General features: G+C 70.6%; 10 protein-coding genes. 1 reads left to right on the forward strand and 9 read right to left on the reverse strand.

Annotated features, from left to right (window positions below; genetic code table 11):
- Positions 1-89: 89 nt before the first annotated feature.
- The 3 genes from ACFWJX_RS32135 to proB all read right to left on the reverse strand — a co-directional run bounded on the left by ACFWJX_RS32135 (position 90) and on the right by proB (position 3,287).
- Positions 90-1,376, reverse strand: a complete 1,287-nt coding sequence (locus ACFWJX_RS32135) for a glutamate-5-semialdehyde dehydrogenase (protein ID WP_383249844.1) — start codon at positions 1,374-1,376, stop codon at positions 90-92.
- A gap of 125 nt (positions 1,377-1,501) precedes the next feature.
- Positions 1,502-2,014 carry a hypothetical protein gene (locus ACFWJX_RS32140; protein WP_383249845.1) on the reverse strand — a complete coding sequence of 171 codons (513 nt, stop codon included), beginning with the start codon at positions 2,012-2,014 and terminating at the stop codon, positions 1,502-1,504.
- A gap of 166 nt (positions 2,015-2,180) precedes the next feature.
- On the reverse strand, positions 2,181-3,287 hold the full coding sequence (gene proB, locus ACFWJX_RS32145) for a glutamate 5-kinase (protein WP_383249892.1): 1,107 nt from the start codon (positions 3,285-3,287) through the stop codon (positions 2,181-2,183).
- Positions 3,288-3,525: 238 nt separating this feature from the next.
- Between proB and ACFWJX_RS32150 the strand changes: the two genes are divergently transcribed.
- Positions 3,526-4,920 (forward strand): polysaccharide pyruvyl transferase family protein, encoded by a 1,395-nt coding sequence (locus ACFWJX_RS32150; RefSeq protein WP_383249846.1) that lies wholly within the window; start codon positions 3,526-3,528, stop codon positions 4,918-4,920.
- A gap of 42 nt (positions 4,921-4,962) precedes the next feature.
- On the opposite strand, the gene ACFWJX_RS32155 is transcribed toward ACFWJX_RS32150, so the two are convergent.
- From ACFWJX_RS32155 to obgE, 6 genes are all read right to left on the reverse strand, one after another.
- Positions 4,963-6,165, reverse strand: a complete 1,203-nt coding sequence (locus tag ACFWJX_RS32155) for a glycosyltransferase family 2 protein (RefSeq protein WP_383249847.1) — start codon at positions 6,163-6,165, stop codon at positions 4,963-4,965.
- Between the two features lie 218 nt (positions 6,166-6,383).
- Complete coding sequence (locus tag ACFWJX_RS32160; protein ID WP_383249893.1) at positions 6,384-8,423, reverse strand: hypothetical protein; 2,040 nt, start codon at positions 8,421-8,423, stop codon at positions 6,384-6,386.
- A gap of 186 nt (positions 8,424-8,609) precedes the next feature.
- Positions 8,610-10,109 carry an SDR family NAD(P)-dependent oxidoreductase gene (locus tag ACFWJX_RS32165; protein ID WP_383249848.1) on the reverse strand — a complete coding sequence of 500 codons (1,500 nt, stop codon included), beginning with the start codon at positions 10,107-10,109 and terminating at the stop codon, positions 8,610-8,612.
- A gap of 242 nt (positions 10,110-10,351) precedes the next feature.
- The gene (locus tag ACFWJX_RS32170) at positions 10,352-11,524 is read right to left on the reverse strand and encodes a hypothetical protein (protein ID WP_383249849.1); all 1,173 of its coding nucleotides are present in this window, start codon (positions 11,522-11,524) and stop codon (positions 10,352-10,354) included.
- 102 nt (positions 11,525-11,626) lie between these two features.
- On the reverse strand, positions 11,627-13,189 hold the full coding sequence (locus tag ACFWJX_RS32175; protein ID WP_383249850.1) for an alkaline phosphatase D family protein: 1,563 nt from the start codon (positions 13,187-13,189) through the stop codon (positions 11,627-11,629).
- 188 nt (positions 13,190-13,377) lie between these two features.
- A complete protein-coding gene (gene obgE, locus ACFWJX_RS32180) occupies positions 13,378-14,814 on the reverse strand; it encodes a GTPase ObgE (RefSeq protein WP_383249851.1) in 1,437 nt (478 codons plus the stop codon).
- Positions 14,815-14,899 lie beyond the last annotated feature (85 nt).

The following is a 14,899-nucleotide window of genomic DNA, read 5'->3' on the forward strand; positions in this document are numbered from 1 at the left end:
TTGGGCAGACGGTACGGAAATTCATCCGCCTGCTGAGACGCCGCTCACGCCCCCGGCGGGCGCCGCGCGCCCCCGCGTCGGCGCGCCCGTCAGCGCCGTACGTGACCGTCGCCGGTGACGATGTACTTGGTGCTGGTCAGCTCCGGCAGGCCCATGGGGCCGCGGGCGTGCAGCTTCTGGGTGGAGATGCCGATCTCCGCGCCGAAGCCGAACTGGCCGCCGTCGGTGAAGCGGGTGGAGGCGTTCACGGCGACCGTGGTGGAGTCGACCAGCTGGGTGAAGCGGCGGGCGGCCTGCTGGGAGGTGGTCACGATGGCCTCGGTGTGGCCGGAGGTCCACAGCCGGATGTGCTCGACGGCCTTGTCGAGCGAGTCGACGACGGCGGCGGCGATGTCGTAGGAGAGGTACTCGGTCTCCCAGTCCTCCGGCGTGGCCTCGACGACGGTCGCCCTGGAGTCCTTGGCGTAGGCCAGGACGCGCTCGTCGGCGTGGACGGTGACCCCGGCGTCCGCGAGGGCGTCGAGGGCGCGGGGCAGGAACTCGGCGGCGATGTCCTGGTGGACCAGGAGGGTCTCGGCGGCGTTGCAGACGCTGACCCGGTGGGCCTTGGAGTTGATCAGGATCTCGACCGCCATGTCGAGGTCGGCCTGCGCGTCGACGTAGACGTGGCAGTTGCCGGTGCCGGTCTCGATCACCGGAACGGAGGACTCCGATACGACCGTCCGGATCAGCGAGGCGCCGCCGCGCGGGATCAGTACGTCGACGAGGCCGCGGGCGCGCATCAGCTCGCGCACGCTCTCCCGGCTCTCCCCCGGCACGAGCTGGACGGCGTCGGCGGGCAGCCCGGCGCCGCCGACGGCGTCGCGGATCACCAGGACGAGGGCTCTGTTGGACTCGTAGGCGGAGCCGGAGCCGCGCAGCAGGACCGCGTTGCCGGACTTCAGGCAGAGGGCGGCGGCGTCGACGGTGACGTTCGGGCGGGCCTCGTAGACGATGCCGACCACGCCGAGCGGGACGCGGACCTGGCGCAGGTCGATGCCGTTGGGGAGGGTGGAGCCGCGCACGACCTCGCCGACGGGGTCGGGCAGGGCGACGACGTCCCGCACGTCGGAGGCGATGGCGCGGATCCGCTCCGGGGTGAGGGTGAGCCGGTCGACGATCGCCTCGCTGGTGCCGGCCTCGCGGGCCTTGGCGATGTCCCTGGCGTTGGCCTCGACGATCTCGCTCGTACGGACCTCCAGCGCGTCCGCGATGGCGAGCAGCGCGTCGTCCTTGGCGGCCCGGGGCAGCGGCGCGAGGTCGGCGGCGGCGGCCTTGGCGCGGTAGGCGGCCTGGGTGACCGGGGAGAGGGCGTCGTACGGCGAGAGCGTGGTCATAGGGAAAGGGTAGTGCGCGGCGGAGGCCCGCTCACGGCTTGTTCCACAGCGCGAGACCGGCCGACGCATGGCCGAGGCACCCGCCGGGACGTGTTCCGGGCAGCTCTCTGCGCGGCGGGTGCCGGTCAGTAGGGGTGGACCCCGACCGGGGTCGCCGGGGCCGGGCCGTAGCCCTCGGCGATGCGCAGGTGGTAGGTCTGGCGGTCGATGACCTCCAGGCCGACGATCTCCCACGGCGGCAGTCCGGCCGTCTGGCGGTGCTCGCCCCACAGACGCAGGGCGACGGCGGCCGCGTCGTGCAGGTCGCGGGCCTCCTCCCAGTAGCGGATCTCCGCGTGGTCGACGGCGTAGCGGCTGGTCAGGAGGAAGGGGTGGTCGTGGGCGAGCTGTTCCAGGGCGCGCCGCACCTCTTTGAGGTCGGCCTCCTCGCCGGAGACGCTGAGGGTGACGTGCCACAGGCGGGGCAGGTCCGCGGGGCGGGTCCGCTCCTGGCCGTCCTCCTGCTGCTGCTCCCGGTAGTTCTCCCCGGCCGCCACGCTCGTCAGGGCCCGCTCCTCGCCCGCCGGGCGCGAGGCCGCCGGACTCGCCCCGCCGGCACTCCCACGGGCCGCTGCGACCCCAGGGCCCACTCGTCTCACGACGGCCTCCTTTACGCAGCGCTCGTCTGCGGAACATGTCCCAGACACAAAGTTGAGCAGGCCGCACGGCTCCGTGGGGCCGTTTCACGGAACGTCCCCCACCGGTACGGACCGTTCGAGCGTCGCCGGGTGCGGCCGTTCGACTGTGCGCGCAGGGCCGGAAGCCTCAGGGGTGCAGGATCACCAGGTCGTCGCGGTGGACGACCTCCCGCTCGTACTCGGCGCCCAGTTCGCGCGCCAGTTCGCGGGTGGAGCGGCCGAGCAACTGGGGGATCTCCTTGGCGTCGAAGTTGACGAGGCCGCGGGCCACGGCGTGTCCGGAGCCGTCGCGCAGTTCGACCGGGTCGCCCGCGCTGAAGTCGCCCTCGACGGCGGCGATACCGGCGGGCAGCAGAGAGGTGCGGCGCTCGACGACCGCCCGTACGGCCCCGTCGTCCAGGGTCAGGGAGCCTTGCGGGGTGGACGCGTGCTGGAGCCAGAGCAGGCGGTCGGCGGAGCGCTTGCCGGTGGCGTGGAAGTAGGTGCCGGTGTCGCCGCCCGAGAGGGCGTCGGCCGCGTGGACGGTGTTGGTGAGGACGACGGGGATGCCGGCGGCGGCCGCGATCCGGGCGGCCTCGACCTTGGTGACCATGCCGCCGGTGCCGACGCCCGCCTTGCCGGCGCTGCCGATCTCGATGCCGTCGAGGTCGGCGGGTTCGCGCACCTCGGCGATCCGTGAGGTGCCGGGTTTGCTGGGGTTGCCGTCGTACACGCCGTCGATGTCCGAGAGGAGCACGAGGAGGTCGGCGTGGACGAGGTGGGCGACGAGGGCGGCGAGCCGGTCGTTGTCGCCGAAGCGGATCTCGTCGGTGGCGACGGTGTCGTTCTCGTTGACGATCGGGAAGGCGCCCATCGCCAGCAGCTTGTCGAGGGTTCGGGAGGCGTTGCGGTGGTGGGCGCGGCGGCTCATGTCGTCGGAGGTCAGCAGGACCTGGCCGACACGGACGCCGTAGCGGGCGAAGGAGGCGGTGTAGCGGGCCACGAGGAGGCCCTGGCCGACGCTGGCGGCGGCCTGCTGGCGGGCGAGGTCCTTGGGGCGGCGGCGCAGGCCGAGTGGCGCGAGTCCGGCGGCGATGGCGCCGGAGGAGACCAGCACGATCTCCCGCTCTCCCCCGCTGCGGATCTTGGCGAGGACGTCGACGAGCGCGTCCACCCGGTCGGCGTCCAGGCCGCCCGTGGCGGTGGTCAGCGACGAGGAACCCACCTTGACGACGATCCTGCGGGCCTCGTGCACGGCCTGCCTTGCCCCTGCCACCTTGCTCTTCGTCCCCTTGCGTAGGTCCATGGCTGCCCGTCAGGCAATCTACGCGAACGGGGTGCGGTGCGCGCCGGGGTTTCACGTGGCGGAACGGTCACCCTCTGTCAGGACGCGTTCACTGTTTGCATACGGCAAAGAGGTTGCACAGGTTCCACAGGAAATTTGAAGAGATCCGAAATTTCCTTTGAAGTTTGCGTGACCTAAAGTTCGCTCTGTGAAGCGCATACTCCTGAGATCGGGGAAGAGCCCCTTCGACGTACTCCCCGTCGAGGAAGCCCTGCACCGCGATGTGATCGCCACCAACTCCGGCAACCTGATCTTCAGCGATGCCGCCCACAAGATCCTCACCACCCCGGACACCGAGGTGGTCTCGAACAGCATGCGGACCGAGGTGGCCGCGGCCGGACGCATCAACGAGGAGTACGACGCCTTCGTCGTGCCGCTCGCCAACGCCTTCCGGCCGACGTTCGAGCCGGCGCTCCAGCGGCTGACGCGGCTCATCAACAAGCTGAAGATCCCGGTCGTGGTGCTGGGCGTCGGCGCGCAGGCCGGCATCGACCAGGACACGGCACGGCTGAAGGCCATGGAGCCGACCGTGCGGGCGTTCTGCTCGGCGGTGCTGGAGCACAGCGCGTCCATCGGCGTGCGGGGCGAGTTCACCGAGAAGTACCTCACCGACATGGGCTTCCGGGACGTCGAGGTCATCGGCTGCCCGTCGATGTTCCTGCACGGCGACCGGCTCACCGTGGAGAAGCGGGCGCAGTCGCTCACCCCGGAGTCGCGGATAGCCGTCAACGGCTCGCACACCGCGGTGCGCAGCGGGGGCCTGCACCGGATCATCACGCGGACCCACGCGCACTACCCGAACCTGCGGTACATAGGCCAGAACCTCACCGACGCCAAGCAGCTGTACTGGCGGGACGTGAACTCCTCGGCCGGCCGGGTGACGCAGATGCCGACCCACCCCGACCACCCGATGTACCGGGAGGACAAGGTCCGGGTGTACATGGACCCGGTCACCTGGATGGACGATCTCCGCGACTTCGACTATTCGTTCGGCTCGCGGATCCACGGCAACATCGCGGCGCTGCTGGCGGGCACGCCCGCTACCGTACTGGCGTTCGACTCGCGCACGCTGGAGCTGTGCCGCTACTTCGAGATACCACACCGGCTGCTCAGCGAGGTGCCCGCGGACCTCGATCCGGCCGACCTCTACGAGGAGGCCGACTTCGGGCCGCTGACCGGCAACCACCGCGAGCGCTTCGAGCGGTTCACCGGCTTCCTCGACAAGAACGGTCTGGCGAACACCTTCACGCACGGCGACGGCGGCGCGGCCTTCGACAAGAAGCTGCGCTCACTGTCCTTCCCGGCCGGTGTGCGGCCCTGGAACGACACGGACCTCGCCTCGCTGACGAGCCGGTTCGGGTGGTTGCAGCAGCGGATCAACGAGTTGGACGCGCACAACACGGAGTTGAAGCGGGAGCTGGCCAGGAACCGGGCGGGCGCCAAGGTCGCGGCCAAGGCCGCGATGGTGACCCCGTCCATCTACCGGCGTGCCCGGCGAGCTGTGGGAGGGCCGCTGCGGCGGGCGTTGAAGCCGTCGAAGTAGCCGAGGGAGCAGCGGGAGGGACCGAGGGCGAGGCCCACGCCCTCACACCGCCGCCGTCCTCCGCACCGTCAGCCGCCGCAGCTTGCGGGCCGCTCTGCGGAGGAATGACTCGGCCGGGCCCTGACGCCAGCCCGGGAAGGCCTTGGCCTCCCGGGGTTCGGCGAGGTAGACGCGGTCGGGGACGCCGGCCGCGCGGTCCCGGAAGTGGGGGTAGGCGAGGTAGAGCCGCGTGCCGCGCTTCTCCAGGACGGGGTCGGGCTCCCGCCTGTCCTTGACGAACTCGATGACGTCCGCGAGGAGGTCGGCCCGTCCCTCGGCGACCAGGTGCAGGCGCAGCCGCTCGTGGACCTTGAGCCGGTGGGAGACGCCCTCGTTCCAGTACGCGTCCATCAGCGGCTTGGCCAGTTCGAGTTTGGTGCGCCGGATCTCCTCGTCGTTCCTGAGGAAGACCGGCCCGAACTGCGGCAGGACGGTCACCAGGAACGGGCGGACCATGAGCACGTCCCGCTTGGCGCCGGGCGGCAGCATCCGGGTGATCAGCTCCGTGAGGGCGCGCGCGGAGTCGAAGCGCAGGGTGTAACTGCCGCTCTTGGTCACGTGCTTGCCGTCGCTGCGGCCCACCAGGTAGTAGCAGGTGTAGTCGGCGACCACGGAGACGCCGTCGGCCCGCAGATAGGCCTCCATGGTGAACACCGCGTCCTCGCCGGTCCACAGGGACTCGTCGAAGCGCATCCCGTGCCGCTCCAGCAGCGCGCGGCGGAACAGCTTCTGCGCGCTGAGCGTGAACTTGATGTTGGAGGAGAAGACGTCCGTGCGTTCGAGGGTCTTGCCCCACATCGACCGGGGTGCCTTGCGGTTCACGCCCTCGACGCGGCCGAGGACCACGTCCGTGCCGTTGCGGTCGGCCATGGCGACCATGCGCTCCAGGGCCTCGGGCCCGAGCCGGTCGTCGGCGTCGAGGAAGAAGACGTAACGGCCGGTGGCCTTGGCCAGACCGACGTTGCGCGGACCGCTGGGGCCGCCGGAGTTCGCCTGGCGGATCACCGTGACCGCCATGGGCGCGCGGGCGGCGAACTCCTCCAGGCAGTCGCCGCTGCCGTCCGTGGAACCGTCGTCGACCGCGATCACCTCGATGCGCGCCGGGTCCAGCGACTGCGCTTCCACCGATGCCAGACATTCGACCAGGTACGGCATCGCTTCGTACGCCCCGATGATCACGCTGACATCGGGCTCCGCCACGGTCACTTCTCCCCCTCGCCACGCACGGTTTCCCCCTGGTCGACCATCTAGCAACCCGATAGACGGGGGATTACAGAAAGGGGTTGCTCGCGTTACCTCTGCTTCTGTGTGTGTGCCGCGTCACAGCCTACGGAAACGGCTCGGCCCCCGGGAGATTCACTCTCCGGGGGCCGAGCCGACTTTCACACGGACCGCTTCACACGGCGCCCTCACACGGGCCGGGGTCAGACCGCCGTCACGCCGCCCTCCGCCAGTTCCGCCTCGCCGGCCGCCGCGACGACGTGGGACGCCTGGCCGACGTTGCGGGCCTCGGCCCTCAGCGCGAGGTCGGCGATCGCGGCGTCGAACCGCTCGATGGAGGTCGGCTCGTCGGGGCCGAGCAGATACTCCTTCAGTTCCTTGCGGTCCGCCGCCAGCGGATCGGCGGCCGGGTCGCGGACGGCGTCCAGCAGCTGCTCCACCCCGGCGGCGTCGTTGGTGAGGATCACGGCCGCGCGGACCGCGGTGTTCTGCCGCCGGAACTCCTCCGCGCCCAGCTCCGCGGAGTCGGTGACCGCGTACGGCTTGCCGCTGGCGATGAAGTCGGAGACCACGCTGGAGATGTCCGAGACCATCGCCTCGGAGGCGTTGAAGCAGTCGTACAGCCGCGGCTCGGTGCCCGTGATGACGCGGTGCTCGTACGACGGGAAGGAACGCCAGTAGGCGTCGTTCCAGTCGGTGCGCAGCCGGGCGGCCTCCTGGTGCTTGCGCATGTCGACGAGGCCGTCGCGGCTCGTCACGGCCTCGTCGGCCTTCTCGTCGAAGGCGAGGGCGAGCCCGTCGAGGCGGGCCTTGAGGCGGGTCAGCTCGGCCTTGGCCTTCGCCTGGGCGGCCGGGTCCGCGGTGAAGCGGGGGTCGGCGGCGCGCTCGGCGGCGGCCTTCTTGACCAGGGCGGTGATCCGGCGGTGCGCGGCGCGGGCCTTGGCGCTGCGGCTGCCGGTGAAGGGGTGCGGCTTGTACAGGACACGGACCGGGGGTTCGGCCGTGACCAGCTTCCTCACGATGTTCTCGCCGGCCAGCAGGATCGAGGTGTTGCCCGGGTCGTCGTCCCAGCCCTCCCAGGTGGGCGCGTACAGCACGGTCGGGATCCGGTCCTCCGGGGCGCCCCGCCAGGGCTCGATGGGCGCGAGCTGCGGGCGGCCGACCTCGACGATGTCCTCGTCGCGGATGCCGACGTCGGCGATGGCGTAGCGGTCGCGGCCCGCGCGGCCGGCGGTCCACACCTCGTCGTACACCTTGCTGAACGGGTTGACGCTGGCGAGCTTGTCGCTGTCGCCGTGGCCGATGAAGACGTGCTTCATGGTGGGTACGCGCAGCAGGTGGATGTTCTTGCCGACGTTCGCCGCGTACAACGCGACCCGCACCATGGAGAGGTCCATGTTCATCAGGTGCACCCCCCCGGGCACGCAGACGACCGGGACCGTGGTGGGCGCCATCTTCTCCATGATGACGCGCTCGCGCAGGATGATCAGCGGGCGGGACTCCAGCTGCTCCATCGTCTCCAGCCACATGTTGACCTGGTAGGTGGAGTCGGCGGAGCCGGAGAAGTACAGCACCGTCTCCGGGCGGTACTCGCGCAGCCAGGCGCTGACGGTCTTGAGGACCTTGTCGGCCTTCGGCGGGACCCGCTTCGCGCGCAGGTACGGCATCAGCGCGAGGACGTACAGGGTGCCGAGGCCGAGGGTGACGCCTACTCCGGCGAAGCCGGCGGCCTCGCTGTCGGTGACGGCGTACACGAGCAGGCCGGCCATGGCCGCGAGGTCGAGGTGGAGCATCTTCACGCCGGCCCGGCGCAGCAGGAGGCGCGGCGGGGCGTCGGGGATGGGCAGGCGGGAGACCAGGTCGACGTTGCGCGTCACGACCGGCATCTGACGGCGGTTGCCGATCAGGGTGACGAGCGCGCCGTGCGGGGCCTGGAGCCCGAAGAAGACCGTGAAGCAGGCGATCGCGGCGTAGAAGGCCGGCTCCTCCGACAGCTCGAGCCGGGCCAGCAGCACGATCAGCAGCAGCTCTCTGACCAGGAAGCGGATCGACAGGCCGGCTCTCACCTTGCCCAGGAGGCTGATGAGGTAGCTGCCCTTGCGGTGGAGGTAGAGGTCCGCAAGGTAGGTCACTGCGGCCGCGGCGGCGAAGGCGGGGACGCTCGGGACGAGCGCGGCCAGCATGAGGCAGGGGAAGCCCAGCGTCATGAGGGCCGCCGCGGCCAGCTCGGCCACGCTGCCCACCCGGGCCACGCGAATGGCGGTCGTTATCACGGAGAAACCTGCTCTGGGAGGGGGCCGGTCAGTGAATCCGAAAAGTCCAGAAAATACTTTGTGAAGGTTTCCGGAGTTTTACGGATTCAGGCCTCTGTGAATATCCCGTAAACAGGGAGCCACAGAGGCCTGAATTTCAAGGCTAATGGCGGTTGATTATGCCACGCCGTCCTGTCGGTCGAGCACGCCGGCCAAGGCCTGTTCGAAGCCGGAGGCGCGGGAGGCGTCGGCGGTCGGGTCCTGCTGGCGGACGTCGATGACGTGCCCGGTCAGCTCGGACAGCAGGACGTCGAGGGAGGTGCGGGCCACGGCCTCCGAGGAGAGCAGGCTGCCGGCCGGCTCCTGGCCGAAGGCCTTGGTGCGCATGGGTGTGGCCGTGCGCTCCGGGTTGACGCAGTTGACGCGGACGCCGTCGCCCGCCCACTCGTCGGACAGGGCCTGGGTGAGGTTCACCATGGCGGCCTTGGTCGAGGAGTAGAGGCTGTACTCGGCGCGGCCGCGGGTGTAGCTGCTGGAGGTGTACAGCAGCAGCTGGCCCTTGGTCTCGGAGAGGTACTTGTACGCGGAACGGGCGATCTGCACCGGCGCCAGGTAGTTGACCTTCAGCGCTTCCTCGATGGTCGCGTTGTCCGTCTCGGCGAGCTTGCCGATGCGCAGCACGCCCGCGGTGTTGACGACGTAGTCGATGCGGCCCGTCTCGGCGTAGGCCTTGGACAGCGCGTCGTCGACCTCCTCCGGGTTCTCCACGTGGGTGTTCGTGGTGGAGCGGCCGAGGGCGTAGACGGTGGCGCCGTAGGACTGGGCGAGTTCGGCGATGTCCTTGCCGATGCCGTACGAGCCGCCGAAGACGACGAGCGTCCTGCCGGTGAGGAGTTCGCGGTAGGCGTTCTCGCTCATCTGCTCGGGCGCGGCGGTGGAGCCGAGCTGGAACAGCTTGTCGGCGATGAAGACGTCGACGGGCTGCGTCACCTTCATGTTGTACTCGTCGCCCGCCACGACGTGGATCGGCACGTCGGGCAGGTAGCGCAGGACGACGGTGCAGTCGTCGGTGGCCTGGAAGTTGGGGTCGCCCGCCGCGACCTCGTAGGCCCGCCGGATGGTGGAGAGCTTGAAGGCCTGCGGGGTCTGCCCGCGGCGCAGCCGGGAGCGGTCCGGGATCTCGGTGATGAACTCGCCGTCCTCGCCGTGGGTGCGGGTGACGATGATGGTGTCGGCGGACGGGATGGCCACGTCGACGGCCTGGTAGCGCTCCAGGGCGGCGACGCAGTCGTCGATGACGCGCTGCGAGAGCAGGGGGCGTACGGCGTCGTGGAAGAGGACGTTGAGGTCCTCGCCCTCGGCCAGGCCCTCGCCGAGGGCGGTGATGGCCCGCTCGGTGGTCTCGTTGCGGGTGGTGCCGCCCTCGATGATGCGGGAGACCTTCTTGAACCCGGCCTTGGTCACGATCTTCTCGATGTCCGGCACATAGCCCGGCGCCATCAGGACGATGATGTCGTCGACGGAGTCGGCCTGCTCGAAAGTGGTCAGGGTGTGCTCGATGACGGCCTTGCCGGCGATCTTCAGCAACTGCTTCGGGATCGACAGACCCACCCGCTGGCCGGTGCCACCGGCCAGGATCACTGCGGTGGTACGGGGCTTGGCTATGCGCTGGGACACGGGTGACCTACCTCGGGGCGACAGGGAACGGGGAAATGCTCCCACTTGCGGTAACCGCGATGCAAGGCGAGCGCCGTTCGGTGCATATGTGCGCGCTACCTGCCATTCACCTTGCGATGCGGGGTGAACCTTACGGTGTCGGTGATTGGCCTGACGGGTGCACCTTCCTCGGATCCTCTCGTTAAATCCTGTGAGTAACCGCACAGACGGTAACGGATTGCCGAGAGTGACGGGATTGCGGCTCACCGACGCCGCAGCCGCTTCAGGCATCGATGGCCGAGCACTTTCACGAGTTCCTTCGAGGACGTCCGGTGCACCGGACGCGCGGAACGCCGGCCGGCTGCCTCGGCCACCGCCGCGAGCGCCCCGTACAGCGCCTGAGCCGCCACCTCCGGAGCCATCGCGGGCCGGCCCGAAGGCGCCTGCGCAGGCTGGTGCACCGCGGAGAGCAGGCCCGGATCGCCCAGGATCCGCACGCCCATGGCCTCGATCCGGGCGGTCGCCGAGGCGCCGATCCCGGCGGCCGCCTCCGCGGCCCAGGCCGGTGTGGAGATCTTCACGTCCCGCGCCGTGGGGTTGCACGTGTTCTTCATATGCATGATCGCGCCGTTGCGAACCAGCTGGGAATACAGCTCGTCGGGGAGGTCGTGGCCACGGAATTCCTTATTGAGAATCCGCAGCATCTCGGTCTCGGCGAGAGTGAGGGAACGATTCGCCGTGTCGGGTACGGCCCTCAGCAGCCGCTCCGGCAGTCCGAGCAGCCCCTCGAAGGCGCGCATCAGCCCCTCCCGGTCGCGGTCGTCCACCACGACGACGGTGACCTGGTCGGCCCCGACCGCCCCCGCCCACCGCTCGACCAGCCGGTCGTGCCGGTGCCGCCCCCAGAAACTGGGGGTGGGCTTCTCGTACGGGGCCTTGCGGAGCATGTGCTCCAGCCAGTCCTCGTAACCCATGCGCAGGCCGTTCTGCACGTACTGCTGCCACTGCGAGGGCATGATCCGGGCCAGCGGGCGCAGGGTGACCAGGACGTGCACCCGGTCCGCGCCGAGCCGAGCGACGATCCGCCGGGCCGTCGCGTCGTCGGGGGCGTCGGCGAAGAACTCGCTGCTGATCACGGACGTGCGCGGGCCGGTGGCATGCACCCGCTCGACCAGCTGGTTCCAGTGCCGCTCGGTGGGCGCGCTGTCGCCGATCATGCCGGGCCGGGCACAGGCGGCCAGCACCGCCTGCACGGGGTGCCTGCTGGTCGCCGGGAACTCCACGCCGTACGCCGGCAGCGCGTCCTTGGCGGCGAACAGGGCGCCCTGGACCGAGGTGGTGCCGGTCTTGTGCGGCCCGATGTGCAGCAGGCGGGTGCCGCGCGGCAGCGGGGCCGTGGCAGCGCGGTCGTCGTCACTCGTACAGTGCGTCTCCATGGTCGGAGGACGGTAGGAGAGCTTCCTGAGGCGATGCTGAGAGGAGCCTGGGACCGCGATGAGTCCCAGGGTCCCGGGCTCCCCCGCTCCCCGGCCCGCGTGTCACACGCGCCGTACGCCCGGCCTGCCGTCGGTCACCCGCAGCGTCGCCAGGGTGCGGGCCGTCGCCTTCGGCTTGCGCACGGTGTCCACGACGCGCACCCTCGCCTCGACGGCGTCGGGCCGGATGTCGAAGAGGTGGTAGCCGCGGTGGGCGTCGATCAGCTTCCAGTGCGGGTTGTCGGCCTTCAGCGGGTCCCACTGGGCGTGGAAGGCGGCCTGGTCCTGGTCGCCGCCGCTGGAGACGGACGTACCGACGAACTCGGCGCCGACGGCCGCGGAGGACGGGTCGGCGAAGTCCTCGCGCAGGTCGCTGATCATGGTGAGGTGCCGGTCGCCGGTGAGCACGACGGGGTTGCGGACCCGCCGGAACTCGGCGAGCAGGGCGTTGCGTTCGGCCTGGTAGCCGTCCCAGGCGTCGTAGTACCACTTCTTGCCGACGCCGGGCAGCAGGTCGGTCTCGGCCATCATGATCTGTGAGGCGACGAGGTTCCAGCGGGCGTCCGAGCCGTGCAGCGAGTCGAGCAGCCACCGCTTCTGCTCCGCCCCGAGCATGGTGAGCGACGGGTCCTGGGCGCCGGCCTGGCCGGTGGCCTGGTCGCTGCGGTACTGCCGGGTGTCCAGCACGTTGAGCCGCGCCAGCCGGCCGAACCGGAAACGGCGGTACATGCGGATGTGCGGTCCGTTCGGGATCGCGGTGGCCCGGACGGGCATGTGCTCGTAGTACGCCTGGTAGGCGGCCGTCAGCCGGTTCACGAAGGCGGCGTGGGCCTGCTTGTCGGGGTCCTGCGGGATCTCGCCCGCGAAGTCGTTGTCGACCTCGTGGTCGTCGAAGCTGACCACCCAGGGCACATGGGCGTGCATCCGCTGGAGATCGGGGTCGCTGCGGTACTGCGCGTACCGGTTGCGGTACTGCGCCAGGCTGTACGGCTCCCCGCTCCCCTCGTGCCGGCGCAGCGCCGTCGCCGAGGGTGCCGACTCGTAGATGTAGTCCCCGACGAAGAGGACCACGTCGGGGTCCTGCGCGTACATGTCGGCGTACGGCGTGAAGTAGCCCTGCTGCCAGTTCTGGCAGGAGGCGAGCGCGAGGCGCAGGGGGGTGCTGGAGCTGAGCGGCTGGGGTGCGGTGCGGGTGCGGCCGACACGGGAGAGTCGGCCGCCGGCCCGGAAGCGGTACCAGTAGACGCGGCCCGGCCGCAGGCCCCGTACATCCACGTGAACGCTGTGCCCGTACTCGGGCCGGGCCTGGGCGGTGCCCCGGCGTACGGAGGTGCGGAACCGCTCGTCCTGCGCGATCTCCCACTCGACCTGGACCACCCGGTCGGGCATCCCGCCGCCGGCCAGCGGCTCGGGCGCCAGCCGGGTCCACAGCACGACGCCGTCGGGCAGGGGGTCCCCGGAGGCGACGCCGAGGCTGAACACCCCGGCCGGGAGCGGGGCTTCGGCGGCCCGTGCGGCCCCTGGCAGCCACAACTGGCCGGAGGCGGCGGCACCGACGGCGGCGGCCCCGGCGGTGAGGAAGCGGCGGCGGCCGGGGGACGCGTATCCGTTCGGTCCAGCAGGCATCCGTCCAGCAGGCATCGGTGAACTCCCTTGCGTCGCCGGAGACTTCGACACAAGGAAGGTGGCATGGGCACCCGGTCAGGGGACTGAACGGAGAATCTCGCGTTCATGACAAGCAGAGGACCAAAGAGAGACCCGCCGCGGCGGATGCCGCGACGGGTCTCTGATCAGGTCCCTGGGGAGCCGGTGGCTCAGAAGGGCTCGAAGCCCTCGAACTCCTGGGCCGCCTCGTCGCGTTCGGCCTGGCGGTCGCGGCGGCGCGTGGTGGCGGGCCGCGGGGCCTCGAAGCGGTGGTCCTCACCACGGCGGCCGAGCATCTCGGCGCCGGCCGTCACGGTCGGCTCCCAGTCGAACACGACCGCGTTGTCCTCGGGGCCGATGGCGACGCCGTCACCGTTGCGGGCGCCCGCCTTCATCAACTCCTGCTCGACACCGAGCCGGTTGAGACGGTCGGCGAGGTAGCCGACGGCCTCGTCGTTGCTGAAGTCGGTCTGTCGCACCCAGCGTTCGGGCTTCTCGCCGCGGACCCGGAAGAGGCCGTCCTCCTCCCGCGTGACGGTGAAGCCCGCGTCGTCCACGGCCTTGGGCCGGATCACGATCCGCGTGGCCTCTTCCTTGGGCTTGGCGGCGCGTGCCTTGGCGATGATGTCGGCGAGCGCGAACGACAGCTCCTTGAGCCCCATGTGCGCCACGGCGGACACCTCGAAGACGCGGTAGCCGCGCGCCTCCAGATCCGGCCGCACCATCTCCGCGAGGTCCTTGCCGTCCGGTACGTCGATCTTGTTCAGGACGACGACGCGCGGGCGGTTGCCGAGCCCGCCGTACTGCCGCAGCTCCTCCTCGATGGTGTCGAGGTCGGTGACGGGGTCGCGCTCGGACTCCAGCGTTGCCGTGTCCAGGACATGTACGAGGACGCTGCACCGCTCGACGTGGCGCAGGAACTCCAGGCCGAGGCCCCTGCCCTGGCTGGCGCCGGGGATGAGGCCCGGCACGTCGGCGATGGTGTAGACGGTCGAGCCGGCGGTGACGACACCGAGGTTCGGGACCAGGGTGGTGAACGGGTAGTCGGCGATCTTCGGCTTCGCGGCCGAGAGCACCGAGATCAGCGACGACTTCCCGGCGCTCGGGTAGCCGACCAGCGCCACGTCGGCGACGGTCTTCAGCTCCAGCACGATCTCGTGCGCGTCGCCGGGCACACCGAGCAGCGCGAAACCGGGCGCCTTGCGGCGGGCCGAGGCCAGCGCCGCGTTGCCGAGACCGCCGCGGCCGCCCTGGGCGGCGACGAAGGAGGTGCCGTGGCCGACCAGGTCGGCGAGGACGTTGCCCGCCCTGTCGAGGACGACGGTGCCGTCCGGCACGGGCAGGACCAGGTCCTGGCCGTCCTTGCCGGAGCGGTTGCCGCCCTCGCCGGGCTTGCCGCTGGTGGCCTTGCGGTGCGGGGAGTGGTGGTAGTCGAGCAGCGTGGTCACTGACTGGTCCACGGTGAGGATGACATCCCCGCCGCGGCCGCCGTTGCCGCCGTCCGGGCCGCCGAGCGGCTTGAACTTCTCACGGTGGACGGAGGCACAGCCGTGACCTCCGCTACCCGCGGCGACGTGCAGCTCGACGCGGTCCACGAAGGTGGTCATGGTGGGTGCCTCCAGTGATGCAGGTGATGTACGTGCGTGCTGTACGGGTGTTTCCTGTGTTAACACGCGAAAGGCGGACCCGCCT

The organism is Streptomyces sp. NPDC058335, from assembly GCF_042723915.1.
Classification (GTDB): domain Bacteria; phylum Actinomycetota; class Actinomycetes; order Streptomycetales; family Streptomycetaceae; genus Streptomyces.

What these genes read in the sequence shown, in the direction of transcription:
- obgE (WP_383249851.1), bottom strand. Translation starts at nt 14,814, where the DNA reads ATGACCACCTTCGTGGACCGCGTCGAGCTGCACGTCGCCGCGGGTAGC.
- ACFWJX_RS32175 (WP_383249850.1), bottom strand. Translation starts at nt 13,189, where the DNA reads ATGCCTGCTGGACCGAACGGATACGCGTCCCCCGGCCGCCGCCGCTTC.
- ACFWJX_RS32170 (WP_383249849.1), bottom strand. Translation starts at nt 11,524, where the DNA reads ATGGAGACGCACTGTACGAGTGACGACGACCGCGCTGCCACGGCCCCG.
- ACFWJX_RS32135 (WP_383249844.1), bottom strand. Translation starts at nt 1,376, where the DNA reads ATGACCACGCTCTCGCCGTACGACGCCCTCTCCCCGGTCACCCAGGCC.